At 64.8% G+C, this 26,004-nt stretch carries 22 protein-coding genes; 8 read left to right on the top strand and 14 right to left on the bottom strand.

Annotated features, from left to right (window positions below):
- The first annotated feature begins 76 nt into the window (after window positions 1-76).
- A complete protein-coding gene (locus AKJ09_RS18505; protein ID WP_146648526.1) occupies window positions 77-796 on the top strand; it encodes a polyprenol monophosphomannose synthase in 720 nt (239 codons plus the stop codon).
- 5 nt (window positions 797-801) lie between these two features.
- Here the strand turns inward: AKJ09_RS18505 and AKJ09_RS18500 are convergent, their stop codons facing one another.
- Together AKJ09_RS18500 and AKJ09_RS18495 are read right to left on the bottom strand one after the other, a co-directional pair.
- Window positions 802-3,549: a glycosyltransferase gene (locus tag AKJ09_RS18500; RefSeq protein ID WP_146648525.1), complete on the bottom strand. Its 2,748-nt coding sequence runs from the start codon at window positions 3,547-3,549 to the stop codon at window positions 802-804.
- Window positions 3,539-5,227, bottom strand: coding sequence for a formylglycine-generating enzyme family protein (locus AKJ09_RS18495; protein WP_146648524.1), 1,689 nt, complete (start codon window positions 5,225-5,227; stop codon window positions 3,539-3,541). Before AKJ09_RS18495 ends, AKJ09_RS18500 begins: the two co-directional genes overlap by 11 nt.
- Before the next feature lie 99 nt (window positions 5,228-5,326).
- Between AKJ09_RS18495 and AKJ09_RS18490 the strand changes: the two genes are divergently transcribed.
- Window positions 5,327-5,791, top strand: coding sequence for a tellurite resistance TerB family protein (locus AKJ09_RS18490; protein WP_146648523.1), 465 nt, complete (start codon window positions 5,327-5,329; stop codon window positions 5,789-5,791).
- A 1-nt stretch (window position 5,792) separates the two neighbouring features.
- Here the strand turns inward: AKJ09_RS18490 and AKJ09_RS18485 are convergent, their stop codons facing one another.
- Window positions 5,793-6,635 (bottom strand): alpha/beta hydrolase, encoded by an 843-nt coding sequence (locus tag AKJ09_RS18485; protein WP_146648522.1) that lies wholly within the window; start codon window positions 6,633-6,635, stop codon window positions 5,793-5,795.
- 591 nt (window positions 6,636-7,226) lie between these two features.
- Between AKJ09_RS18485 and AKJ09_RS18480 the strand changes: the two genes are divergently transcribed.
- The 4 genes from AKJ09_RS18480 to AKJ09_RS18465 all read left to right on the top strand — a co-directional run bounded on the left by AKJ09_RS18480 (window position 7,227) and on the right by AKJ09_RS18465 (window position 9,450).
- The gene (locus AKJ09_RS18480; RefSeq protein WP_146648521.1) at window positions 7,227-7,463 is read left to right on the top strand and encodes a hypothetical protein; all 237 of its coding nucleotides are present in this window, start codon (window positions 7,227-7,229) and stop codon (window positions 7,461-7,463) included.
- A 3-nt stretch (window positions 7,464-7,466) separates the two neighbouring features.
- Window positions 7,467-8,108, top strand: a complete 642-nt coding sequence (locus tag AKJ09_RS18475) for an STAS domain-containing protein (protein ID WP_240488514.1) — start codon at window positions 7,467-7,469, stop codon at window positions 8,106-8,108.
- Between the two features lie 75 nt (window positions 8,109-8,183).
- Window positions 8,184-8,816, top strand: a complete 633-nt coding sequence (locus tag AKJ09_RS18470; protein ID WP_146648520.1) for an STAS domain-containing protein — start codon at window positions 8,184-8,186, stop codon at window positions 8,814-8,816.
- A gap of 64 nt (window positions 8,817-8,880) precedes the next feature.
- The gene (locus tag AKJ09_RS18465) at window positions 8,881-9,450 is read left to right on the top strand and encodes a hypothetical protein (protein ID WP_146648519.1); all 570 of its coding nucleotides are present in this window, start codon (window positions 8,881-8,883) and stop codon (window positions 9,448-9,450) included.
- Window positions 9,451-9,510: 60 nt separating this feature from the next.
- Here AKJ09_RS18465 and AKJ09_RS18460 read toward each other — a convergent pair whose 3' ends face one another.
- From AKJ09_RS18460 to AKJ09_RS18420, 9 genes are all read right to left on the bottom strand, one after another.
- Window positions 9,511-11,166, bottom strand: coding sequence for a B12-binding domain-containing radical SAM protein (locus AKJ09_RS18460; protein ID WP_146648518.1), 1,656 nt, complete (start codon window positions 11,164-11,166; stop codon window positions 9,511-9,513).
- Window positions 11,167-11,228: 62 nt separating this feature from the next.
- Window positions 11,229-12,629 carry an FAD-binding oxidoreductase gene (locus tag AKJ09_RS18455; protein WP_146648517.1) on the bottom strand — a complete coding sequence of 467 codons (1,401 nt, stop codon included), beginning with the start codon at window positions 12,627-12,629 and terminating at the stop codon, window positions 11,229-11,231.
- On the bottom strand, window positions 12,613-13,425 hold the full coding sequence (locus AKJ09_RS18450; RefSeq protein WP_146648516.1) for a hypothetical protein: 813 nt from the start codon (window positions 13,423-13,425) through the stop codon (window positions 12,613-12,615). The genes AKJ09_RS18455 and AKJ09_RS18450 overlap by 17 nt, the downstream gene beginning before the upstream one ends.
- Window positions 13,426-14,363: 938 nt before the next feature.
- Complete coding sequence (locus tag AKJ09_RS18445; RefSeq protein WP_275936632.1) at window positions 14,364-15,458, bottom strand: extracellular solute-binding protein; 1,095 nt, start codon at window positions 15,456-15,458, stop codon at window positions 14,364-14,366.
- A complete protein-coding gene (locus tag AKJ09_RS18440; RefSeq protein WP_146648514.1) occupies window positions 15,379-15,882 on the bottom strand; it encodes a LeuD/DmdB family oxidoreductase small subunit in 504 nt (167 codons plus the stop codon). Before AKJ09_RS18440 ends, AKJ09_RS18445 begins: the two co-directional genes overlap by 80 nt.
- Complete coding sequence (locus AKJ09_RS18435) at window positions 15,879-17,141, bottom strand: 3-isopropylmalate dehydratase large subunit (RefSeq protein ID WP_146648513.1); 1,263 nt, start codon at window positions 17,139-17,141, stop codon at window positions 15,879-15,881. Before AKJ09_RS18435 ends, AKJ09_RS18440 begins: the two co-directional genes overlap by 4 nt.
- Window positions 17,142-17,145: 4 nt before the next feature.
- The gene (locus AKJ09_RS18430; protein WP_146648512.1) at window positions 17,146-18,384 is read right to left on the bottom strand and encodes a LeuA family protein; all 1,239 of its coding nucleotides are present in this window, start codon (window positions 18,382-18,384) and stop codon (window positions 17,146-17,148) included.
- Window positions 18,385-18,401: 17 nt separating this feature from the next.
- Window positions 18,402-19,850: an acyl-CoA reductase gene (locus AKJ09_RS18425; RefSeq protein WP_146648511.1), complete on the bottom strand. Its 1,449-nt coding sequence runs from the start codon at window positions 19,848-19,850 to the stop codon at window positions 18,402-18,404.
- Window positions 19,847-20,953 (bottom strand): LuxE/PaaK family acyltransferase, encoded by a 1,107-nt coding sequence (locus AKJ09_RS18420; RefSeq protein ID WP_205633736.1) that lies wholly within the window; start codon window positions 20,951-20,953, stop codon window positions 19,847-19,849. Before AKJ09_RS18420 ends, AKJ09_RS18425 begins: the two co-directional genes overlap by 4 nt.
- A gap of 762 nt (window positions 20,954-21,715) precedes the next feature.
- On the opposite strand from AKJ09_RS18420, the gene AKJ09_RS18415 reads away from it, so the two are divergent.
- Window positions 21,716-22,168, top strand: coding sequence for a c-type cytochrome (locus AKJ09_RS18415; protein WP_146648510.1), 453 nt, complete (start codon window positions 21,716-21,718; stop codon window positions 22,166-22,168).
- 314 nt (window positions 22,169-22,482) lie between these two features.
- Window positions 22,483-23,058, top strand: coding sequence for a hypothetical protein (locus AKJ09_RS18410; protein WP_146648509.1), 576 nt, complete (start codon window positions 22,483-22,485; stop codon window positions 23,056-23,058).
- A gap of 72 nt (window positions 23,059-23,130) precedes the next feature.
- Here AKJ09_RS18410 and AKJ09_RS18405 read toward each other — a convergent pair whose 3' ends face one another.
- Together AKJ09_RS18405 and AKJ09_RS18400 are read right to left on the bottom strand one after the other, a co-directional pair.
- Complete coding sequence (locus AKJ09_RS18405; protein WP_146648508.1) at window positions 23,131-24,897, bottom strand: cytochrome-c peroxidase; 1,767 nt, start codon at window positions 24,895-24,897, stop codon at window positions 23,131-23,133.
- Window positions 24,898-24,903: 6 nt separating this feature from the next.
- Entirely contained in the window at window positions 24,904-25,959 is a 1,056-nt protein-coding gene (locus AKJ09_RS18400; RefSeq protein ID WP_146648507.1) for an NHL repeat-containing protein, read from the bottom strand.
- Between the last annotated feature and the right edge of the window lie 45 nt (window positions 25,960-26,004).

Below are 26,004 nucleotides of genomic sequence, written 5' to 3'. Positions count from 1 at the left end.
CGGCTCTCGTTCGCGACCCGCCGCGCTACGTCAAAAGGTGGTATAGCGTTGCTTTCTTTTCCAGGTCGCGCTTGCCATGCCCAGAACCCTCATCGTCACCCCGACTTACAACGAGAAAGACAACCTGCCGCGTTTCGTCGACGCGGTGCGTTCCGCGTTCCCGGAAGCGCATCTCATGATCGTCGACGACAATTCGCCGGACGGTACCGGTCGCATGGCGGACGAGATGGCGGCCAAAGACGACCACATCAAGGTCATGCACCGTCCCGGCAAACTCGGGCTGGGAACGGCCTACATCCAGGCGTTCAAGCGTGGTCTCGCCGACGGGTACGACCGCTTCTTCGAGATGGACGCGGACCTGTCACACGACGTGAAGTACCTGCCGGACTTCGTCCGCGCGCTCGATGGCGGCGCCGAGGTCGTCATCGGCTCGAGAAACATCCCCGGCGGCGGCGTCGAGGGTTGGGGTCTTGGGCGTCACTTCATCTCGAAGGGCGGCTCGCTCTACTCGCGCACGATCCTGGGGCTGAACGTGAAGGACCTCACGAGCGGCTACAAGGCGTTCACGCGCCGTGCCCTCGAAGCGATCGACATCGAGAGCATCCACTCGAACGGCTACTCGTTCCAGATCGAGATGACCTACCGCGCGCTGCGCAAGGGCATGCGCGTGAAGGAAGTGCCGATCGTCTTCGTGGACCGCACGGCGGGCGCCTCGAAGATGAGCCGGAAGATCTTCGTCGAAGCCATCGGTGTCGTTTGGCGCCTGCGCGCCGAATCGGCCTTCGGCAAGATCTGACGACCTCACTCGGCCGCGGCCGAAGAACCTGAACCGCGCAGTCCGCGGGAACGGTCGAGACAGATGCGCGCGTAGCCTTCGGCCATACGGCGAACGTCGAAGAGCTCGCGCGCACGTGCGTGAGCGGCGGCGCTCATCGCCGTTCGACGCTCGGAATCGCGCACCAACGTGAAGATGGCTTCGCCGAGCGCACGCGAGTCGCCGCGTTGAACGACGAGGCCCGTCACGCCTTCGGCGATTTGGTCGCGCGCGCCGCCCGCATCGGTTGCCACCACCGGAAGCCCGGCGGCCATCGCTTCGAGCGAGGCGTTCGGACAGCCGCTCGGCTCGGAGATCATCGCGAACAGGTCGAGCTCGGCGAGGAAGCTCGAAGCGTCTCGCTCTCCGCAGAACACGATGGGCAGCCCGCGTGCGCGTGCCACGAGCCCGAGCTCGTACTCTTCGGACCCACGCTCGGCAGCTCCGGCAATCCGGAGCTCGAGGCCCGTGGCATCGAGGTCGTCGACGATGTGTCTCACGGCGTCGATCAGCTCCTCGAGCTTCTTGTCAGGGCTGAGACGTGCCAGCGTGCCGATGACGACGCGGCCTTTGGATTCGGAGCGACGTGCGAGCCGCTCGGGAACGTCGACGCCGTTGGGAACGACGAAGACCTCGGGTTTCAGGGTTTCCGCAGCACGAGCTCGCTCGGCTTCGTACTTCACGATGACCCCTTGGAGTCGCCGCGCGTAGTCGGCTGGCGCGAGGTAGGGCGAGCCGACCCGCGGGTTCTCGAAGTACCGAGCGAGGGAGGCGAAGTACATCTCGCCGGGGCTCACGTCCCAGATCGGAACGTCGAGCAGGAGATCGGCGACGAGCACCTTGTGCTCCGGAATGACGTTCCAGAAGAGAACCGCCTCCGGAGCCCGCAGATCGACGAACGCGGCGACGGCCCGGGCTGTCACGAGAGGATCGACGGCGCCCGCTCGCGGCGCAGCGAAGACCGGAATTCCAGCTCGTTCGAGTTCGGCTCGGCCCTTGGTCGGGAAGTCGCGCTGCTCTTCGATCACGCACGCCGCAACCTTCCGCCCCGACGCTGCCAGCATGGATAGAAGCCGACGCGCGCTGGATTGAGCGCCGCCCGTCGAGAAGTTGTTCGTCACGAGCACGAGACCGCGTCGCTCCGGTTTGGCTGCCTTCGCTTCGACGATGGCGCGCGCCAAGAGATCCGCGTGTCGCGCCGCCATCTTCTTCGCGCTGAAGTCGGGCGCGAGGCCGGTTCCCGCGGGGGCCGCCATCGCCGCCAAGACCGCCACGGCGATGTCCGAAGGGGTCGCGTCGACGGCGACCGTATGCACGGAGGAATGCTTGCGTGCGAGCTCCTCGGCCCCGCTCACGGCGGTGGTGACGAGTTGGCGGCCTGCATCGATCGCCTCGAGGTGCACGAGACTGAGGCCCTCGAAGGCACTCGTAGAGACGACCACGTCGGCGGCGGCATAGAACGGCCGAAGATCGTCCTGGGATCCCAGCAAGTGAATGGCGCCGTCGACTCCGTGACGCTCGGAGGCCGCACGCACCGATTCGGCAACCGCGAGAGCCTCGGGATCCTTTCGCACGGGCTCGCCGACGAGCACGAGATGCGCGTCGCGGCCGCGTGAACGCAGCTCGGCGACGATCGCGGGCAGGAGCTCGAGGCGCTTTTGCGGTCGATGATTGGCGACGGCGAGCAGTATCAAGGCATCCTCGGGCAGGCCGAGCGAGGAGCGCAGGCGTTCACGTGCATCCTGCATGTCCTCGCCGACGACGCTCGGTTGGATGCCGTTCCACACCGTTCGGACGGGGGCTCGATCCCCGAAGGCCGCGGAGAGCTCGTTCGAGACGGCGCGACTGCAGCCGAGGAAGAGGTCGACGTCGCCGGGCGCGATGGCGTCGAGCCGCGCAGGCCAGCCGGCCTTCGAGTTGTGGACGGTCATGACGACAGGAACGCCGCTGGCTCCGAGCGCATGAATCTCGTCGCCATCGAGAAGGTGCGCGTGGACGACGTCGGCGCCACTCACCCGGACGAGCTCGACGAGCGCCTCGATGCGGCCTCGCCGGTCTTTCGCGAGCTCGTGGACGAAGAGCGTGCCTTCGGGGGGCTCGAAGGTGGTGCGCGTGGACCGGTCGAGGACGGCAAGAGTGACGTCGTGCCCGAGACGGCGCAGCTCAGTGACGAGATCGAGGACGACGCGCTCGGCACCGCCGCGATGAAGCGTGGTCACCACCTCGAAGACGTGCATGCGAGCTTGGAACGTGACGTCGAGCGCTGCAATACGAAGCCCCCTCACCTCGCCGCGCGCGACGAGGACGGCGCAGGCGGCGGAGAGCACGTCGGGCGACGAAGCCACGCGCCCTTCGATGGCTTTCGCGAAGTCCGCCGGCGCCTCGACGAACACGCTGTCGATGCGCATCGCCGACGCGCGAACGCGTGTGAGATCGCCGCCCGTCGCGGAGAGTGTCCGCTCCCAGTCGACGTCGCCGAGCGTCGCGCCGATGGCAAGCAGGGGCAGGCCCGTCGCGCTTCGCGGCGGCATGCGAGGCGCAAGGGTCGGGCACGCTCCTGCACGGAGAATCCAGAGCGGGGCGCGAGCGTTGCGAAGCTTCGCCGGAAGCTCGGCGGTGGTGACGATCTCGACGGGGATGCCGACGAAAGCGAGCGCGCGAAGCGTGCGCGCGAGGAGGAACGGCGGCGCGGAGTCGGAGGTGACGACGAGCGCTTGCAGGGCCTCAGTAGGCACGCGGATCACCGAGCGGCGCGGAGTCGTCCCACGAGGTCGTGGCCCCCGAGCCGTCGGCGGAGGACGTGGACGACGTCTCGTGCGTCGACGTGTGACTCGCATTGACCATGTTGACGACGTTGACCACGTTGATTGGCTGGTCATCATTGATCAATGTTGACGACATTGACGACGTCGACGACGTGGACGGCCCACGCGACCCGCGTGCCGGCGGGGGCTGCGCGAACGGCGCGGAGGGACGCTCGCCTGCGCGGTATCCGCCCTGCTGCGTGGCGATGACCTCGAGAATGCGAATCGCCCCGGGCCGACCGCCCGTGTACACGAAGGTCGAAGGCCCGCTGAGCGGCACGACGTCCGAAATCGTCGTTCCCGACACGACGCACTCGTAGCGGACGCGCGTTCCGGCGGCGAGCGAAGGCGCATCCATCCAGAAGCCATCGTCGCCAGGTCTCGTCGAGATCCCGAAGCCCCCCTGCGAGGCGCCGGCCTTCTTGCGAAGCAGCATCCACCCGACGACGGCAGCTGCCGCCGCGAGCGGAGCGCCGATCAGCATGCCTAGCGATCGACTCTCCGCCGGTGGTGCCGCGCTGCCGGACTTGTCCGCAACGACCCCAGACTCGACTCGAGCGGACGCCCCACCGGCCACGGTCAACGCACCCGGCGCACCTCCACCGGTCACGGGTGCGCTTCCCAATGTGGCCGGGCCCGCCGGAGCGAAGTCGCTGCCCTGGCCGAGCGCGCCCGGCATGAGCGCCATCGCGTCGTCCGGCGCAACGATGATACGGAACCCGATCTCCGCGTTGCGCGTCCCGGCCGTGCTCCTGAAGCGCGCCGCACTCCGCGCGCGGTTCGCATCCTTCAGCCACGAGCCTCCACGCAGCACGTGCCGTTCGGGTTCGCCTTGCGGCGCCGTCGTCGACTCCGGATCCGCGGCCGAGCCTTTGCCGTACGGCGCATACACGTCACGGCACCACTCCGCGACGTTGCCCGCCATGTCGAAGAGACCGAAGGGGTTCGCCTTCTTCTGGCCGACGGGATGCGTGGTCCAGATGGAGTTGTTCTTGAACCATCCGGTGCGCGACGCCTCGTCGGCCGTGCTTCCCCCGTACCACGGCGTCGTTGTTCCGCCGCGCGCCGCGTATTCCCACTCGGCCTCCGTCGGAAGGCGAACGCGGCGCCCCGTCTTCGTTCCCACCCACGTCGCAAACGCCGTGGCGTCGGCGTATGTGACGATGACCACGGGGTGGTCGTCCGCCTGGGGAAAGCCGGGGTTTTGCCAGTTGAACTCTTTCTTCTGCGAGAGGCCGTGCCCATCCCATCCGTAGCCGCCGCTCTTTCCCTTCTCGGCTTCGGTGACGTAGTGAGCGTCGCTGACGAACTTCGCGAATTGCACGCGCGTGACGGGAAACTTCCCAATCCAGAATTCGCGGCTGATGGCGACGGGCCGACTCGCTTCATCCGTCTCGCGCCCAGCTTCGCTCGCGGGCGACCCTTCCACGAACGTGCCTTTCGGAACCCGTCGCAATGCGATCGGCGCGCCGGCGACGTCGAGCGTGAGATCGTCGTCCGACCCGAACGCACGCGAGGGCACGATGGTGACCGCGACGATCGCGGCGGTCGCCACGACGAAGCTCGTCGATCCAAAACGAAGATGCCTGCGCACACGGCGTTCGTGCATGCCCACGTTTGTACACTGCCCCGCGGACCCTGCGCACGACTTCGATGGCTCAGCCCTTCCAGGGTGGAGCTAGCGCGTGACCACTCTTATGCTCGGCGCATGTCCAACAAGCTTTCGCTCGAAGAGCACGCCGCGCAGATCCGTCAGGAGCTCAACGTCCCGCGCCAGAGCGACGTCTTCAAGGCCGCCGTCGAGGCCGGTTATCTCGCGGCCGCTGCCGACGGAAATGTCGACGACTCCGAGCGCCAGACGCTCGCGCGCGCCGTCGAGCTCCTCAGCGAAGGCTTCGTTCTCGAGTGGGAGACGGAAGCACTCCTCGAAGAATGCAAAGCTCACTCGACCAAAGACGGCGCCGAGGCACGCGCCCAGAAGGTCGGGGCCGCGCTCAAGGAGCTCGATCAGGCCGAAGCGGGACTGCTCGTCGCCGCCTTCGTTGCGCGCGCAACCAACGGCGTCGAGAAGTCGGAAGCCGAAATGCTCAAGATGATCGGCAAGGCCGCCGGCCTCAACGCCGACAAGGTGAAGGGCGTCGTCAAGCGCGCCACGGGTCTCGAGCCGAGCTGAGTCAGAGCACACCGGAGATCGGCACGGCCGTCGAACCGGCGGCCGCCGGACGTGAGTGGTCGTCGAGGAAATCGAACGCTTCAGAGAAGACGCGCTCGCCCTCGGCGACCTGCCCGTGACGGCAGCCAGGCATCTCCACGAAGGTCGACGGCACACCGGCGGTGTTGATCTTGCGCGCGGCTTCGCGCATGCGCCCCGAAACGTCGAGTGAGCACGACATCGTCACCACGCCACGCGCGTGAAGGAAGCGCTGCGGACGGGGATCCGTCGGTGCCCCGATCAGAACGACGCGCGTGTAGCGCTCCGGCCAGCGCTGAACGAGCTGCTCGGCGATCGACGCCCCCTGCGAATAGCCCACGATGGTGATGCCGCCCGCCGGAATCTCGGACATCCCGGCCGCCGCGAAGGCCGCCTCGATGCGTGCGTGCTGTCGCCCCGCATCCCAGCTGAACGAGTGGAAGTCTTTGGAGCTACCGCAAGGTTGATCGCCGTCCAGCGCAACGACTCCACCGTGTGCACGAGCGGTTTCACCGAACGCCTGGACGTACCCGAGCGCGTTCGAGCAGATGCCCGGCAAGAAGACGATATGTGGCGGATTCGCATCGAGAGGTCGAATGACCGATGCTGCCATGTCGCCCGGCACGCGCACGCGTTCAACCGCAACCGGCGGCGGCGGCGGCGGTTTGACCAGCTCGGGCCTAGACGCGACCGCAACCGTGGTAACCGGCCTTCCGCTCGTGGGAACCGGATCGGGGACGACCTTCCTCTCCTGGTGACAGCCAGCGACGAAGGCCAAGATCGAGCCGAGCACGAACGAAGCGGTCGTGAGAGTGGAGGAACTCATCCTCCTGTCATCGTCCGAGGCACGCCGAATGTGACGCGGCGCGGGCTCCGTTTTCGAAGCGCGGCCGCCTTCATCTCGCGCTCGACCGTTGACGACCACCCTCGATCGTATTCAGGGCTCACCGCCCCTCCTGTCAGATAGTGGAATTCACGTACGAATTAACCACATGGCGAAACGGTCTGCATGGGCGGCCGAAACGGACCAATCGAGAGTTGCACCCTCCCCAGGGAGGATATGGCCTCGACGAGCGCATTTGGGAAATCGGAGAAATCAGCAAATCGCATCCTGCCGCGCGAGGTTGAACACGTATGCGACGACACCGTGGTGGTGCGGAGTCTGCGTCCTGATCTGCGTCATCGGTCATCGAGGTGTGCAGTGTCGGGAACGAGGAGATGCGGTGGCTCAAGGACGACCAGGCGGCGATCTTCTCGGATGGGACCTGGGGCGATTCGACCTGCCGGAGACTTCGTAGCTCTCGACCCCCGAAGCGCGTCGTGCGATCTTCGGCAGCATCGCCATTCACGTGACGACGCGACGCTGACGATGGCGAACACGGGGGATGACGAGAACCGAGACGAACCACGGCGCACGATGTCCGAAGCAATCGATCGTCTTCCCATCATCAAAGTCTGGAATCAGATCCTCGTCCCTCTGCAGGGACAGATCACGGACGCCGTCGCGGAGCGGTTGCTCGAGCTCGACATGGCGGGCGTGCAGACGTCGCTGACGCTCGAGGAGGCGTTCGCCTCGCTCGGGATCGGTCGCCTCAACAAGGAAACGACAAAGTCGTTCGCCGAGCTTCTCGCCGGCGCAGGAAGCGCTGGTTGATCAATGAGCGAACTCATGAACACCGAGGACGCGGAAGCGGCCCTCTTCGACCACATCGTCGATGTCCTCGTCGTCCTCGCCGACGTCGGCTCGGGTGACTACACGACGCGCGTCAAGAGCAGCCTCCCAGCAGGCCACCCGCTCGGCACGCTCACGTCGAGCGTCAACCAGATGATCGACTCCTTGGCGGGTGAGCAGGAGAAGGCGGCGTCCTATCGACTCGAGCTCGAAGAGAAGGTCGCAATGATCGAGACGCAGCGTGCCGCCATCCGCGAGCTCTCGACGCCCATCATCGAGGTCTGGGAAGGCATCCTCTGCCTCCCCATCGTCGGCGTCCTCGACAGCACACGTAGCGCGGAGATGACCGAGGCCCTTCTCTCCGCCATCGTCGAGAAGGAGGCCAGGTGCTCCATCATCGACATCACCGGCATCCAGGTCATGGACACCGCCACCGCCGATCACTTCCTTCGCATGGCTAGGTCCGTCAAGCTCCTCGGCTCCGAGTGCGTGCTCACCGGCGTTCATCCGAACATCGCCCAGACCATGGTCCACATGGGCGTCGACCTCAGCGAGGTCATCACCCACCGAAGCTTGCGAAACGCGCTGACCAACTATCTTGATCGAACGAGTAGCGCGACTTCCTGAGCGGAGAAGGTCGGCGCGCCCACGGCGGGGAAAGCGCGCTCACGGACTCCCAGAGAAGAACGAACGAGAGCGTCGATGACCGAATACGTCGATAACACCGCCGAGATCATCGTCAACCGCATGGACGACATGCTCGCCGTTTTCACCGGTATCGGGAGCGGCGAGTACTTGCGGCTGCACAGTGAGCTCCCCGACGACCATGCCTTGACGCTCCTCTACGAGGGGATCAACACCATGGTGAGCTCGCTGGAAGAGGCCCAGCTGCAGCGCCTTCAGTATCAGAAGGAACTCGAAGAGAAGCTCGCGACGATCGACGCCCAGCGCGTGGCCATTCGTGAGCTCTCGACGCCCATCATCGAAGTTTGGGACGGCATTCTCTGCCTTCCCGTCGTCGGCGTTCTCGACAGCACACGAAGCGCAGAAATGACCGAATCGCTGCTCTCGAACATCGTCCAGAAGAAGGCGAGCTCGGCGATCATCGACATCACCGGAATCCAGGTGATGGATACGGCGACCGCAGACAATTTCATGCGACTGGCCCGAGCGGTGAGTTTGCTCGGGGCGCGGTGTGTCCTCACCGGGATCAATCCCGCCATCGCGCAGACGATCGTGCACATGGGGGTCGACCTTGGGGGTGTCGTGACGCACCGTTCGCTCAGGAGCGCGCTCCAACACTTCATCACTCAACGTCGTGCGGGCGGGCGCTGAGCATCGCCGCGACCAGACTCATCGTCACAGAGCACTGCGCAAGTGCGCGAGCAAGGGACAACGAATGAACTCTTCCCAGGTCCGTGGCTACATCCTCCAGAGCGCCGTCAGCTATCTTCGCAAGACTGCGGGCGACAAGTCCGGGCAGATCATCGAGAGGCTCTCACCCCAGGCGCGGAACTCGATCGAGACCGCGCGTGAGGCAATGTGGTGCCCGTCCTCTCACACGTCCGAGGTCTATCGCGCCATCGCGGCCGTCAGGGACAACGTCGAAGACCGCGTCCGCGCCGACCTCATCGAGTGCGGCAACTTCACCGCGCGTGAAGCGAGCACCACGTTTCTCCGCCTCGTCATGAAGCTCCTGACGCCGACGATGTTCGCCAAGAAGCTCCCTGACCTCTGGCTGCGCGATTGCACCGCGGGCAAGATCACAGCCGAAGTTCAGGACACGAAGATCCGAAACACCTTCACGGACATCGAAGGCTTCGATCACATCGCGCCGGTCGCGGTCGGGTTCGTTACGTTCGCCCTCTCGAACATGGGCAAGAAGATCACGAAGACGGACCTTCAGGGCTGGTCGATCGCCACGCCCGGCCCCGCCACGTTCACGCTCGAGGTCCACTGGGAGAACTGAGCCATTCCAGCGTGCACCGCTGCGCGCGGTCGAGCCAATCGCGCGCAGCTTTTCTTTTGTTCACCAACTCCAGGTGCGCGGACGTTCGCTCGGTGAGGCGCGCCGGGTCTCCCACTGTTTTCGCACGATTCGCTCTGCATTCAGGGCCGCGGGAGAACGCAGTTGCGTGAGGGACGGGCCACCTCTGCACGAGCCTTGGCGCGAGTTGTCGCCCGCATAGACGGGGTTTGCGGCGAGGGCCGCGCGGCGGGCGTCGACCGTCTCCGAAAGAATCGCCCAGTAGGCTCCGCGCGCGCCGCTGTCGATCGCTTCGACGAGCAGGTCGTTCGCGTTGTAGTTGAAGCCATCCGAATTGACGCCGAAGAACCGCTCTTTCCCCTTCGTGAGCGAGTCGATGTACTCGAGGGGCTTCTCGGCGATCGTGGTCGGCAGATAGAAGAGCGGCTGGATGAGATCTTCGTTCCCCTCGATGGGGCCGTACAGGTTCGGGTTGTCGCGGCTCAGTCCCTCAGCCCGCACCATGCGCTCGAGCTCCGTCCCCGGGAAGATGCGGAGCCCGGCGGTGACCGAGACGCGGTGCGCGTCGATCTCCTCCATGTAATCGAGCGTCTCTTTCACCGTCTCGCCCGTCTCGCCGGGAGCACCGAAGAGAAGCTCGATGATGTACTTGAACCCGTGGCGACGGCTCGTCTCCACGGCCGTTCGGATGTCGTCCTTGGTAAACGTCCGGCGAAGGATGCGAAGCATCTTCTCGCTTGCGGAGTCCGTTCCGAAATTCATGCCCACGCACCCCGCCTCGCGCATGCGCGCCGCGAGCTCGTCCGGAAAAGGCGCAGGCATGCCGTACGCGTACCACTCGATCTGTTTGTGGAGACCGCGACGGATCAACTCGTTGCAGACCGCAATTGGATGCTGAATGCTGAGATTGAATTCCGAGTCGTTGACGTGAAACGTGTAGATTCCACGCTCAACGAGACTCTGAACCTGGTCGGCGACTTGCTCGGGCGTGTGAAGGCGCAGCTTCCGGCCCTTCGTGAGCGGCTCGACGCAATAGATGCAGCGACGGTTGCATCCACGCTTCGTCTCGACCGCGGCTTGACCGCCGTGAAGGAAGTATCGTTCGTTGTTGATGAGACGTCGACCGTGTGACGACAGCTTGCCGAGGTCGGCAAATTGCACGTCGTTGCGCACGATTCCTTTGTCCGTGCGGTAAACGAGGTTGGGCAAATCATCGACCGCCTGCCCGTTGAGAAGCCGCGTCAGCAGCGCCGGGAAGGCCACCTCGCCTTCGCACACGATGCCAAAGTCGGCTCCGCAAGCTTCGAGGATCTTCTGCGGCATGATCGAGAAACCGACGCCCCCCATCGTGACGGGCACGGGGCTCCCCCGCCGGAGGGCGTCGATCATCTTGCGGGCGACCGGCACGAACGAGTGCTGGCTCGAAAAGTAGACGTCGTCCGTGTTGCGAAGCGTGACGCCCCAAAAGTCGACGCGGCGCAGTCGGCAATATCGGTCGATCTCGGCCTCCCAATCCTCGGCGAAGCAGAGATCGAGGAGGTCCACCTCGAAGCCGGCCTCGACGAGCGGCTCGTGGAGGTAGTCGAATGCGATGGGTGCGACACTAGGCCGAATCTGGTTGGTGTTGACCAACACCACACGAGGACGTGTCGTGCGCGCGCCCGCTCCGTTCGAGGCGCCGTTTTCGTGCTTGTCCATGTTGCCGCCTTTTGATTCGTGAAACTCACGCCACGTGCTTCGGGAAACGTCGTCGGCCCACGTCAGGCGCGGTTGCCGTTCGGAAAGAGACTCGAGCGGAAGATGCCCTGCGGGTCGTAGCGCCGGCGCATCTCCAGCCACTGGCCATAGCGCTCACCGAAGTGAGCGCGTAGATACCCGGCAGGGTCGGAACCGAGCCAACCGGAGACGTAGCGACGTCCCTTGGCTTCGAGGGTGAGTCCCGTGATCCGATCGAGCGCTCGGATCACGCCGTCGAGTGAGCTCCGCGCGAATGCCACCGGGAAGATCCCCAGAAGCCCGACGCGGCGTCCTGGCGGACACATGAAGTTCTCGGTCACGCGCTGCGGGTCGACCATCATGAAGCGGTGACCATCACCGACCTCCGCCGGGAGCATGTCGAACATCCGCTGCAAGAGAGCTTCGGCGCCGTCGAGGGGGATGAGCGCCTCGACCCACGGGTGGGCTTCGTTCCATGCGCCGGTCTTCACCATCCCTTGGAATCGAGGCTCCATGCGCTTCTGGAACGAGAAGAAGTCCGCCTCGTGCTCGTCGATTCGCCGAATAGCTCCGAGCGAGCCGATCAAGTTGCGAACCGACGCGCTGTTCATCAACTCGACGTCGCCGGAGAGGTGGAGACCGTACGTCCAATACGTGTACGGCTGAGGACCGTTCGGCGTCGCGCGCATTCCTCTCGCCGCGACCCAGCACGAACCTTCGATATGGAGCCGAGGGTCCACGTCGCTCGCAACGAGCTGATCGCGAAGCCAGAGGCTCGCATCGTCGTACAAGAAGGAGGCGGCCTTCATCCGCGGCGACACCGGGCACAGCTCGAGCGTCGCCTGCGTGATGACTCCACATTGTCCGACGCCGCCGAGGACGGCCTGGAAGAGATCCGCGTTCCGCTCTCGATCGCACGTGCGAAGCTCACCGCCCGCCGTCACCACTTCGACGCGAGCGACGTTCGAGGCAACGAGCCCTTGGCGGTGGCTCGTGCATCCCATGCCGCCGACCGACAGCAGTCCGCCGATGCTCATGTCGAGATTGAGCGGAAGCACCGGCGGCGCGAGGCCGGTGCCCTCGAGAGCCGCGAGCACCCGTTTGAGCGTGGCACCGGCGCCGACCGTGATCGTTTGGGTCGCGGGATCGACGGCGCCGATTTGATCGATGCGCCGCGTGCTAATCGACACCGTGTCGAGGGCGACCGATTGGCCGCCTTGACCATAGCCCGTACCTCGAATCGTCGCGGGGACGCCGCGATGATTGAGGGCGCCGATGAGCGCTTCGCACGCCGCGGAGCTGTTCGGCTCCGCCACGAGCAAGCAACGCCCTTGCATGACCCCGCCGAAGTCCCTCTCGGCCGCCGAACGCGTGAGGGCGTCGGCGTAGTAGCTCACGCCCGCGTCGCACGCGGCGCGGACGGCGAGATCATGAAGCGCGGACATCTCGCACCGGTGCTGCGTTGGTGTCCGCACCTCCCAGTTCGCGGATGACCGAGGTCATCTGGTCCGGCTGCTCGTTTCCCTTCTCGGCGAGATACGAGAACGCGTCGCTGAAGATTCGGTAGATGCGCGCGACCGACGCCTCGGTCTGGGCGCGCTCTTCGTCGGAGAGGACAAGGCGATCCAGCTCGGCATCCGTCGACTCCGTGAAGAGGTCGTGATCCTTCTCGACGCCCAGGTGGAAGCGCGCGAAGTAACGAAGCGGAAGGCTCGGACACACGCGCTCGACCGCCGACGAAATCGTCTCGAAGAACACGTGCCCCGTGGGTTCGAGCGCGAGGAGGAGCGCGACACGCTGAGCCGGGGTCTGCTCGCGGTGGATCTCGGCGATGAGCTCGTAGCAAGCGTCGCGAATGGGCTGGTAGCCTCCGCTGAAGAGCTCGTCGAGCCCCGGCTCCGTCACGCCGAGCACGCGGAGGTCATCGAGGTACCAGCGATCGTGTCCCGAGTCTTCGACGCGGTGATACTCGGCGAATCGTTCGAGCTCCGTTCCTCGGACCCACTCGGTGTTGAGACGCAGAACGTCCTGAAACACCATCGGCCACCACGCGAGCGCACGAGCGACGTTCGCGAGCGTCGTGACGGAGTTGGTCGTACGAAGCAGCGTGAGCAGCTCGTGCTTGCGAAGGTGGCTCTGATGGGTGGCGATGAGCTTCTTGAGTGCACGCATGAGACCTCCAATGGCCGAATATCGGCCGGAACATTCGTGGCAATGGATGACGACGAACTCGTCCGTCACCGAAACACTTCTTGCGGGTTATCCCTCGCTCGATGCTTCGAGTGCATTGGCCGCACGGCGACCATCACGCTGACTCGCGCGTCCGAACAACGCGCCGTCCGAAGACGCGTCGTCCGATTCTCTACCGATGAATCCCAATCGCAGCAGCAGAGACATGAATCTCCGGCGCCGCGTCCCCCGCGAGAGCAAATGCTCCGCGGCGCGCGAAATTGATCGCGCCCGACGGTTGGACCATGCCCCCGGTCGCTGTTACCTCGGTCGACCGATCCGCATCGTTTCCCCCTCGCCCGTTCTAGCGCACGGGCAGTTCAACGTATTCCTGACGCACGGATCGTCTCACCGCGCTCCCCACCCCATCCGCAATCAACGCAGCGATATCGAAGGACACGCGCGAAGCTTGGGCATCTCAGCACTTCACTGACGTTCGCTGACCCCAGACTAGAAACGACACATATGCATGTAGCGCACAATCGAGCTTTCGCGAGCACATTTTGACTAATTCATTTGCAACAGTGTCTCCTACACGACACCCACCACCCCTCCGAAATCACCTGGCTAATCCGAATCACTGCCCGCCGCGACATGGGGTCTCACCGGCTATCCCGATTAACACAGTCGCTCGCATGATTCGGTATTCGACGACTCCACAAAATCGCGTCCCCGAACGCATCGATTTCGATTTTTCTACCGAACTGAGCTGACGTTCGAGCAGAGGAGCCCGCCCTATCAACGGTTGATTCATATGAGACAGCGGTCTGATATGAAGTCCGAGCGAGTGGCGACGGACCCACGCCCCGTGCTCACGGCCGTGCCGCGCGCGGTGACCGCTCCAGCGCATGCATCCATGCACGACTTACGGTTGAGGTCGTGGCGACGAGGCTAGGGGGCGACGGCGCTCGCGGCGCCAGTCTGGCGTACCCCGCGAGCGCCTCTCTCGTCTATCGGACGAACACCGCGCCGAAACGAGCTTCCCACTCGTGCTCGTGTTTTACCTTGAGGCTCTCGGGGACATGGAGAATCCCGCGGACGTCGTCGGCATTCGAGGGGAGATCGGCGCGATCGCGCAAAGCGCTCGGCACCGCGGCCCGCGGGTGAACGGGCATCGCGCCGAGCAGTTCACACCAAGCTTCCTGCACGTCCGGCCGGAGCGCGAAGGCCACGTATTCACGCGCCAGCTCGGCCTGCGGCGTGCCTTTCGGGATCCAGAGTGCATCGACGGTGTCCGTCGTGCCCTCCTTGGGAATGCACCAGGAAATCGGCACGCCCGCGGCTCGAAACGCGAGGGCGTTGGTGAGCGCGCGGAAGCAAAGGTGGAGATCCTTACGCCGGAGACGCTCCTCCATCCCGATGCTGTAGTCGAGCTCGCTGACCTGAGATCGGAGCTCTTCGAAGAACGACCAACATGCCGTCATGTCCGACGGGATGTCTTCGACACGACCTCCGCCGAGCATCTGCGCGATGGGATAGAAGCCGTTGCCGCCCGGATAGAGGGCGAGCTTTCCTCGGAAGCGAGGGTCGAGCAGGTCACGCCACGACGTCAGCGGCTGCGAAACGACTTCGTCGTGATACGCGAGCACGTAGTAGACGACGTACGGATGCACGACGGGCGTGGCCGTCGCGTCGACGGGAGCGCCGTCGGGCCAAGCACGGCGCGCGAGCTCCGAGAGGACCGGCATGTCCGCTTTGCGCAAGGGCAGGCAGTCACCGCGCTCGGCCGCGAGCAGAGCGGGCACCGAATTGCACCAAACCACGTCGACGGGCGGACGCTCCCCAGCCGCGAGCGCGGACGTGAGCGCGGCGGGAAGCTTGAGACCGACATGCGTTTCGTGGACGACGCGCACGCCGGTCGCGCGCTCGAAGGGATCCGATACGGCTTCGCGTAGCGCGCGTCCCCAGCCTCCGGCCCAGGAGAGGACGACGAGCTTCTTCTCCCCCCTGCGCCCGGCTGCACGCTCACGCCTGCGCCACGTTCGACTTCTTGGGAAGGAGCTCGAGCAGGCCGCCAGCCGCCCAGACCTCCTGGATGAACGCACCGGGAGGAGCGAGCTTGATCTCACCCACCTCGGACACGATCTTCGCCTCGGCCGGAACGATCTCCGCGAGCATGCCCTTCTTGAACTTCTCGCGGTCCGCCGGGTCGGCGAACGTGAGGCACGGCAAGCCGTTGTTCGTCGCGTTGCGGAAGAAGATGCGCGCGAAGTCGAGGGCGACGATGGCGCCGACCTGGTTCAACTTGAGCGAGCGCATCGACGTCTCACGGCTCGAGCCACAACCGAAGTTGTGGCCACCGATGAAGATGTCGCCCGGCTGGAGCGCCGGCTGAATCGAAGGATCGTACCCGTGGAACAGGCCCGACTTCACCCTCGCCGGATCGAGGCTGAAGAACTGCGGAGGATGGATGACGTCCGTGTTCACGTCGTGACCGAACACCCAAATGCGGCCCTTGATGGTCTTCATTGCGCCTCTTCGTACAGATCAGGGCCGATGCTTCCGCGGACCGCCGCTCGCGCCACGGTGCGCGCGCTCGCGAGGAACGTGCGGCTCTCCCAGTGCCCCATGCGACCGCGGAAATTGCGGTTCGAGGTGGAGATGCACACGTCGTCGGCGCCAAGCACGCCCTTGTCGATGCCGCCGCAAGGGCCGCAGCTCGAATGATTGAAGATCGCTCCGGCCTCGGTCAGCGTGGTCACGTAGCCCGCATTCAACGCTTGCTTGAAGACCTCCACCGACGCGGGGATGACGACGAAGCGGACGTCCGGATGAATCGACTTGCCGCGCACCTCGTCGGCCGCGTCACGAAGGTCGGTAAGACGACCGCTGGAGCACGAGCCGAGGAACGCCACCGAGATCGGCAGCGCGTCGACCTCGGTGAGGTTCACGACGTTGCCCGGACACCACGGCTTGGCAATGAGCGGACGAAGCTTCGACAGGTCGATGTCGACCGTTCGCTCGTAGACCGCGTCGGCATCGGGAACCACGAGGTTCGTCGGCGCAACGCCATCGCGCTTCGTGCAGTAGGCAACCGTAATCTCGTCCGGCACGAAGACACCGAACTTGGCGCCGAGCTCGACCGCCATGTTGGAGATCGAGAAGCGATCGTCTTGCGAGAGGCGTGGCTCCGCGAGATCGTGGAGCTCGATGGCGCGGTACTGGGCGCCCGCTTCACCGATCTCGCGCAACATGGCGAGGACGATGTCGCGACCACTGCATTCCGGCGAGAGCGTGCCGACGAGACGGACGCGAATGGTCTCGGGGCGACGCATCCACGTGGTGCCCGTGGCGAGCGCAAAGAGGATGTCGGTCGAGCCCATGCCGGTGGCGCATGCGCCGACGCCACCACCCATGATGGTGTGGCTGTCGGCGCCCACGATGAGGCTTCCGGGCTGGCAGAGCGAGCTCTCCACGAGAAGCTGATGGCAGATGCCCTTGTCGAGCATCAGGTTCTTGATCTTCTTGTCGCGTGCGAATCGAAGGAACTTGTTCGAGATGTCCGCGCGCTCGATCGTCGCCGGCGGCGAGAAGTGATCGTTCGTGAGGATGACGCGCTCGCGATCCCAGATCGTGAGGCCGCGCTTCTCGAAGTCGTCGATGAGCAGCGCCGTGGTCGCGTCGTGCCCGAGGAGGGCGTCGATGCGGACGCGACGGTACGCGGCTCCGGCATCGTCGTCGATCGCGTGCGCGTCGATGATCTTGTCGCTGATGGTTCTACCGCTCATTCGATTAGCCCGTTGCTTTGCGAAGGGATGCCTTGTGGCGCGCGAGAATCGTCGCCGGATCGATGCCCGAGAGGCTGAGGAGACCGAACGCTTCCTTGCGCTCGAACGCGCGGCGATGCTCGGCCTTGTCGCGACGCTCGGAGTCCTGCTTCACCTCGTCGAGGAGCCTCTGCGCAGTCTCGAGTTCGCACGGGATCCCCGCCTCGGCCATGAGACGGCGGATGAGCGACGTTCCACTGTGCTTGCCGAGGACGTATTCGCTCTGGCGACCGACCCAGGCGGCCGAGAGGAACTCGTAGCTGCGCGGGTCTTTGAGCATGCCGTCGACGTGAACGCCCGACTCGTGGCGATACACGTTGAAGCCGGTCACGGGCTTCGTGGGGCTCGTGTGGATGCCACTGAGCTTCTCGACGAGTCGCGAGAGCTCGACGAGCGCTTTGCCGTCGATGCGGTGCTGCACACCGAGGAGGTGCGTCATGCCCGCGGCGCACTCCGCGAGGTCGGCGTTACCGGCGCGCTCGCCGATGCCGTTGACCGTGCAGGAGATGGCGCGCGCGCCGCCCTCGATACCGGCGAGCGTGTTTGCGCCCGCGAGACCGAAGTCGTTGTGCGCGTGCATCGCCAGCGAGATTTCGCCGTCGAATGCATCGTCGAGCGTCTGGATGAGCTGCTTCATCGTGAACGGCGTCGCGCAACCAACGGTGTCGGCGATGAAGAGGCGCGAGATCGGAACGATGGGACGCAGCTCGTTGACGAGGCGGATCATCTGGTCGGGATCCGCGCGCGTCGCGTCTTCGAAGACGAGGTTGAGGCCCATGCCGCGCGCGATCACGTCTTCCGCACCGGCCCGGAAGATGGCGTTGGCGCGATCACGCGTGATGTTGAGCGTCTCCTTCAGACGGAGATCGCTCGTCGGCATGAAGAGGAAGACCTCGTCTGCCTTCGCCTCGGCCGCCGCCGCGACGTCGCGCGGAAGTGGGCGAGCGGTGGCTCCGATGCGAGCCTTGAGACTCAGCTTGCGCATCTCCTGGAGCGCTTCGCGGTCGGCCGCGGAAGACGCCGGGAAGCCAGCGTCGAGGATGTCGACGCCCGCGTTGGAGAGAAGCTGAGCAAGCTGGAGTTTCTCTTCGAGCGTGAACCAAACACCAGGCGTCTGCTCACCGTCGCGAAGCGTGCAGTCGATGACCTCGATGTACTGCGGCTTGGCTCCGGAATGGCTGGTGCGAAAGAAGCTTCCACTCATGACTACCCGCCCTCTTCCTAACGACTCGACGGATCGCTATCTCGATGCATTTCGACGTCACACCAGCGCAGCAATTGCGAGACGCAGGGCATGCCGTCGTGTTTCCAGATCATGCTCGGCTCGGCCATCCGCCCCGGCTCGCTGACCCGACACGCGCCAAGCAGCGCGAGCTCTTCGGTCGTCGTCCAGAGTTCGGAGCCGTTCGCGCCGACACCGACGTTCTGCAAGTGGCGAGCGATCGGGCGGACGATGTCGATGGCGTTCGACATGCTCGACGCCGGGATCACCCGGATCATGCGATTACCCGCACCGGTGATACCGGCCAGGCTTTCACCCAGTGTGACGGTCCAGTCGAGCCCAGCGGCCTTCCAGAGGTCACACTTGTCGTTGCTTGCGGCGTTCCAGGCGTCGGTCAGTCGACGAACCTGGAGGGACGATGCATCCGATTCTTCGAGCGTGCCGAGCGGGCACTCCTTGGCATACGCGTCCATCGCCACGGCAAGCTCGGCGCCGAAGCGACGAGCGGTCTCCGTGTCGCCCTCGACGATGACCGCCTGAGGCGCGATGCAGGCATGCTGGTTGAACGTCGAAACGTCTTCGGTGATTCGACGCGCCACCTCCGAAGGACCTAGCTCCTCGAGGTAGTGCTTCGAGACGAGTTCGCACGAGAGCTTGTGACCGTGTTCGATGTAGCGCTGGTGCGCGCCGACGTGCGCCCGAATGGCCGCGCAGGCCGTGTCACCACCGTACGCAATCACGGCGTCCACCTGACTCAGAGCGCCCTTGAGAGACGTCTCGTCGTCGCGATCCCAGTACGTGACCGCAATCGCCTCTCCGAACGCGGGAACCACGTCGGCGAGCGAGCGAACGAAGAGCGCCGCGAACGTGGGCTCGCCGCTCGCGACCTTCGCGATGACGGCCGACTTCACGAGGAGCGCACGGACGATCGAAAGCGCTGGAAGCGCCGGGACGTTGCCCGTGAGAATGACGAGCGTGACGCGCGGTCCAATCGCACGCGTGGCGCCCTTCAACTCCGCATCCGGCTGGAATCCGTCGAGCACCTTGGGGTCGACGAGCTCACGACGCAGAACGCGCTCGAGCGAATCGGCCCGGTAGTTCTTGAGCTCGACGTCGAAGCTGCGGTCGACGGCTTCTGGCGAGAAGCCCGTGGCCGCCACGACGCGAGCGCGCGCCTCGAGGCGAATCGGCGAAGTCCGGTCCGTCCAGATCTTGGCGACCTTGTCGATCGCCTCCACGATCTCCGCGACGGACATCGCGCGAAGTTTCTTCTGCGCAATGCGAAGGCCTTCTCCGAGCGACGCCCAACCTTCGGCCGGAGGTCGTGCACAGCGCCAAGGCGCCGTTCGGTCCCCACTCGCAGCGACCTCGAACTGGCCGAGCGACGAAGAAGGAACCCAGCTCGGCATCCAGGAGATCCAAGCGGCGAGGGCAGTCGATGACGTCATGATGCACCTCCGGTCATCGCGTCGAGCGTGAGCGAGCAGCCGCGGCTCTGACCGCGTTCGATTCGTCCCGTGATGGCGACGCCTTCCGGACGCGCAACGCCACGATCTCCGGTGAGCACGACGTGCGGTCGATCGAGAATGCAGAGATCGGCGACCTCGAGAAGGCCCTTCCCCTCCGTGCGGAGCGAGAGGTCGAGCGAGTCACGCACGCGCGGCTGCACGAACGAGGTGGAGCCCTTCGGTCGTTCGCCGATGGGTCCGACGGCCACGTCCGCCGCGTCGTAGAGCTGGCTCGCGAGCTCGGTCATGCCGAAGAGGTTCGTGCACTCGCTGGAAGCGATGCCGAAGGTGCGGCCGACCATGCTGCGAAGTGCGTCGACACCGACGACACGTGAACGGCCTTTGAAGCCGCCCGCGTCGATCATGCGAGACCCCTTGGGCAGTTCCCAGGAGCGGCCCATCCCTTCGAGCGCGTCGCACACGTTGACGTACGCGAACGAGCCACCGATGAGCACGACGGGGATGCCATGCGACACCGCCGTGTCGAGCCGCGAGAGCAGGAGGGGGAAGTCGACCCCCGAGGGCGAGACCAGGCACGCGCTCAGCTCGGGGTGACCAAACGTTCGAGCGATGAGCTCCATGCCGTGCGCCATCACCATCTCCGGCGCGAGAGCCTCCGGAGGGACGAAGCGCAGGATGATCGGTCGCTCCAAGCCACGAACGACGTTTCGGCGCGCATTGGTGACGATGGACAGGTCCATCAACTCCATGCCGCGCGCGCTGTAGTGCGCCTCACCCCGCTCCTGGCCGGACGTGCCACTCGTGCGGAAGGTTCGGGCCGGTGCCTCTTCGGGGAAGAGGTAGGGCGAACGTCCTCGGAAAGCCACATCCGGAACGCCCATTCCCCGGTTGGTGCGCCGCCAGTAGTCGGCGACCTCGGGCGAGTTCGACGCCGTGAGCTCGTTCAATTGCGAGCTCAGCGCCTCCTTGTCCCCCACCCCATCCGCGATCAGAGCGGCGATATCGGAGAACAAGCGTGAGACTTGGTTATCGCGGTATTTTACTGACATTCGACCGAACTTGGCAAACCGACGAATACGCATGTAGCGCACGAACAAGTTGGCGGCAGTACATTTTGACTACTTCATTTGAGACACTGTCTCATATGAGACAGCCGTCAACCCTCCGGAATCACCTGGTTAATCCGAAGACCAGCAGCCGCGACATCGGGCCCCAGCACTATCCCAAATGACATAGTGCCCTGCATGACTTCGTATTTGGAAATCCATAAAAACAAGTCTCACGATTTCATCGAGTCCAAATTTTCCTACCGAACTGGACTGAAAGCTCAGCCATTTGAGCCACTTTGACAGTCGTCTCAAATCCAACAATTCGGGTTTCGTGCGCAGCCGGACCTTCTGTCGGAGCGCCCCAACGTCGTAAAAATCGACACTGATCTATATGAGACAACTGTCTCATTTGAATCAGTGCCGATCGGTCGGAGAGGATGGATAGGGGCCGGTGCCGAGCTGCGCGGACTCGCGGCTCTCACGTAGGGGAATGCTCCGCGGTCGCAGCCGGTGATCGCGGGGAGATCGCTTTCCGCGGGAGATCACCAGCTCGACCGTCGGAGCACTTGTCAGTACCGCCCCGGAGTCGTCGCCCTCGGCGGGCAATGGCGATCGCCACCCGTTCGCCAAGCACGCGACTCGCATTCAGGCGCGACGCTACCGAGTTGGGAGGGGTAGGTCCTATTCGGTCGTGGGCGCTCGCTCTTCGAGGTCGATCGCGGCGCCGTCTTCAGCCACACGCAGGTCACCGACGAACGTTTCGACGAGCTCTTCACCACGCGTGAAGGCAACGACATGCAGGCGTTCCAGTTCAGCATCTTCTCGGACCCGCGCCTCGCGGACCTCCGCGATCCGAACGCGCCGCTCCACAACAAGCTCGTCAACGACGCGTTCTACACCGTGAACGCGCAGACGAAGGAGCAGCGCCGCGGCCGCGACGTGTTCGAGAAGAACTGTATGACGTGTCACAACACGCCGAACGTCTTCAACAACCTCACCAACACCGAAGCTCTCGGCAACGGCGTGCGGCCGCCGAACTTCCCAACGTTCGCACCCGCCGTCCCGCAGCTTCGTGGCGTGAAGGACGCCGGCCCGTACTTCCACGACAACAGCATGGCGACGCTGGAAGACGTGGTCGATTACTTCAACAGTGACGAGTACAACCGCTCGGCGGACGGCAAGAACTTCCCGATTCACATGAGTCGGAAGGAGCGCTCCGACCTCCTCGAGTTCCTTCAGATCCTGTAACCGAACGAGATCCCTTGGATCTTCGAGCAGCCGGCGTGGATCTCCCCACGCCGGCTGTTTCGCGTTCTGGCGCAAAATGCCCCAAACGGAAATTAGGTATTCCTACCCAGGGAGGATATCAATTGACCGCCGCCCAAGCTGGACCGAATACTGGGTATTCCTACCCAGGGAGGATACGGAATTGCGGGGGTTCCAAAAGTGCGTACGGGCACGTAGTCCCCGCGAATCACGCGTTCAGGTCCTTGATTTTGTTCGAAGCGCGAAGGCCACGAGGGTGGACCTTCGCCCGGATTTAATGCGACCCTGAGGCCTCGATGACGGAATTCAAGACTCGTGGTTACGGCATTGCCGCCGCGCTGAAGTACTGCCGCGAAGGCGTCGACCCGGCTCGACGCCCCAAGGTCATCGCCAGTATTTCACCGGAGACGATTCGTTACATCGAATCGCTCAAGTCGGCGGAGTGGTACCCCACGGTCCCGATGACCGAGATGTTCAACGCGGTCATCGCGGCTTGCGATGGCGACATGAAGCTCGCCGAGCAAGACCTCATCGGATGCGGAATCTTCGCCGCGCGCGACGCGTCGAACACCTTCCTCCGCCTCGTCATGCGCGTGCTCACGCCCACGCTCTTCGCAAAGAAGCTGCCGTCGCTCTACGCGCGAGACAACAACAAGGGTACGGTCGAAGTCGACGTCACCGAAGACCGCGTGGTCGCGCACTTCAAAGACACCTTGGGCTTCGATCACCTCGCGGCGATGTCGGCCGGCTGGATGAACTTCGCGCTCGAGTCGATGGGCAAGCAGGTCACCTCGTACAAGATCACGGAGTGGGCGGTCACGAGGCCGAACGTTCCCGACTTCAAGATCGAGATGGGCTGGAAGAACGCCTGATCCCGCGCCTCACGTGAGAACGATCCCGATTCCGCCGAGCGCGGGACCGGGGTTTCGTGTTTCTGGGCGCTGCTACAGCGTGCTCGAGAAGCCGAGCCCGAGGGTACCGAGAAAGCTCGTGATCGCGTCGACGCGTGCAGCGTCGAAAGGAACGAGGCACGGATCGACGTCACCGGTGGTCATCGTGCTGCCTTGGGGCATGCCGAGCGTTCGATGCAGATCGACGGCCATTCTCAAGAGAGGCACGCTTCCGCCGTGGCCATAGGGGCCCGTGAGCACGACACCGCGCAAGGGCGGCGTCTTGAAGGCGCCGAGCTCGCCATCGTGGACGACTCGCCGTGGCGGAGCAGGTGAATCGCTCCAGCGACCATCGACGCGAAACTCACTCGATTCGTAGGCAGCGCGCCCTTCACTCCTCCCCGGGTCCGCGCTGCCGTCATGATGGCCCGTCGGAAAGCGCACGACGTGAAACGCGTCATCGGTGAGGCGTGGCCCCCAATGGCACTGTGCGCAGCCGGTCGTGAAGAACGCGAGCAGGCCGTCTTTCTGGGAGTCCGTGAGAGCATCGGCGTAGCCGCTGCGATAGGAATCGAGCGCCGTCCCGTACGTTCGGAAGCTTCGCTCGTAGGCCGCAATGGCCTTCCCCACGTTCACGAATACCGCCGTCACGGCGTCGCGGTCGGACTCGGGCATCGCGTCGTATGCCGAGGCACCAGGACCACCCGAAGGCGGATAACGCAACGTATCGGCGAGGTCTGGTAGGGGCCCGAAGATGGGCTCGTATGCATCCTTGTAGACATCATGGATTCGGTGAGCCACGAAGAGTCGAGACGAACCGAACTCCGCCGGAGCTTCGAAGGGGCCGAGCGCCTGCATCCAGAGCGAATCGGCGCGCCCGTCCCAGAATTGCCAGCGTGACCACGCCGAGAGAACGACCGACGGCGTATTGCGCTCCACCCCACCGATGCCTCGCGTAGCCGTCTCCGCATTGTCGGCAAACGTGCGGCTCGGCTCGTGACAGCCTTCGCAGGAGACGAGGCCCGACGGAGAGAGAGACTGGTCCGCGAAGAGAAGCTTGCCGAGCGCGGCAGCGGGCACGTCGTCCGCGACTCGATTCGTCGGATCCTTCGGAGGCCCGCCGCTTCCGAGGAACATTCCTCGCATCATGTCCCATTGCATGCGGTCGAAGCGGCCGTCGACCTTCGTCGGCTCGTTGGACGTGGGCGCGGCCACGCCATCGACGTCGGCCACGGCGCGAGCGACCTCCTCGGCCAAGAACTCGGGGCCCGGGCTCGCGAGGTCCGCGCGAATACGCATCGTGCGGGGGTCGACGACGAGGATTCGAGGCAACGCAGTCTGTGGAACGACGAAGCGTGCGTTCGCATCGAGCGCCACGATCGTCTTTTGATCCTGCCGCTCTTGCCACGTCGCCAGGTCGGCCTCCGACGCAGGTGAGCCGTCGTCGTCACGCACGAGAACGTCGACCACCCGTACACGCGACGGCGCGCCGAACAATCCATCGAGATGCGCCCCATGCCAGCGGCACGTTCCGCAGAAGCCGGCCTGGATGCGAAGGACCAGGATTCTCGGCTCGGCAGCGCACGACTCCAATGCATCATGCATGGAAAAGGTCGCCGCGGTCCCGTCGGCGAGCAGCGCTGGAAATGACAGGTCCTCGAGGGTCGCGCCGGTCGTCGTTCCGTACGCGCCTGACGGATACGATGAGGCGCACGTAGGACGGGCTTCGGTGTTCGGCCCCGACGCCGGCTCGCCGGTGCTACACGCCGTAGCCACCACGATGGCTACGAGCGAAGCGCGGCGAGCGGGGGAGCCAACCATCGCGCGTCAGTCGATGGGGAAGATGCGCATCGTGCGAACGGTCGACCCGTTGCTGTCGCAGACGAAGAGTCGCTTGTTCGTCTTGTCGTAGGCGACGCACTGGGCCTTCGCGAGCTGCGCGTCGGCAAAGAGCTCCCGAACGCCGCCATCGGGAAATGCCTGGCGGATCTGAATCGCGCCACCATCGGCGAGAGGCTTGAACTGGCCGGTGAATACCGACCCGTTCGGCCCCTCGGTCAACGCGTCGGTCGAGGGCACCATCGCGAACACGTCGTAGGGCTCGCCCTCCTCGAACGTTCCGTCGAGCGGAAGTGAATAGATGATGCCGCCGCTCCTGGACTGCTCGCTCACGAGGAGCTTGCCGTCGACGACGAGCGCCGCCACCGGCTTCTCGAAACCGACGGCGTAGTCGACTTCTCCGGCATCCAGCTCGATGCGGGTGACGACGCCCTTCCCGTCCCCGGGTTGGAAGAAGTACCCGCCCCAAAGTTTGCCGTCGGGCGACTTGGCCAGCGCCGTTCGCTTGCGATTTGCCGCGATGTTCGGCACCGCGGTCGAAGCGCCGGTGGTCGGGTCGACGTAGAGAATCGCGCCCACCGTGCCCATGCCGAAGCGCGGGACGACCAACGTTCCGTCGTCGAGCTCGACGAGCTGACCGAGATTCGTGCGCCCTGCGTCGTCGGCCGCGGGATCGTCGAGCACGGTCGCGACCTTCTTGAAGCCGTCGGCATCCGTCCACGACCAGATCTGATTGTTGCGATTGTCCGCAATGAATAGCGTCTTCTTGGCGTCGTCCCAGACGGCCGATATCGGATCACCGTTGCCGGACGGATCGAAGTCGAGCGTCACCGGCCCACGCTGAATGCCGCCATCGCCCGGCGTCGAGGAGTCACCGCTACCGGAGTCCGAGGAGGGACTGGCCGTCGTGGTCGGCATGGGGGCCGCACCATCACCGGCGTTCGACGATGCGGGGTTGCCCGCCGAGTCGTCGTCGCTGCATGCAAGCCAGGCAAACGGCGCGAGAAGCGCCGCGCAGACCAGAATCCGCCCCGAGAAACGCATGCGCTCCTGCTAGCGCGGCAGGAAGCGAAACGCCAGCGACGTGCG

Origin of the sequence: Labilithrix luteola (assembly GCF_001263205.1) — a bacterium.
In the GTDB taxonomy this organism is placed as follows: Bacteria; Myxococcota_A; Polyangia; order Polyangiales; family Polyangiaceae; genus Labilithrix; species Labilithrix luteola.
Note: the sequence above shows the minus strand (reverse complement) of the source record. Positions and strands in the feature narration are given on the sequence as shown.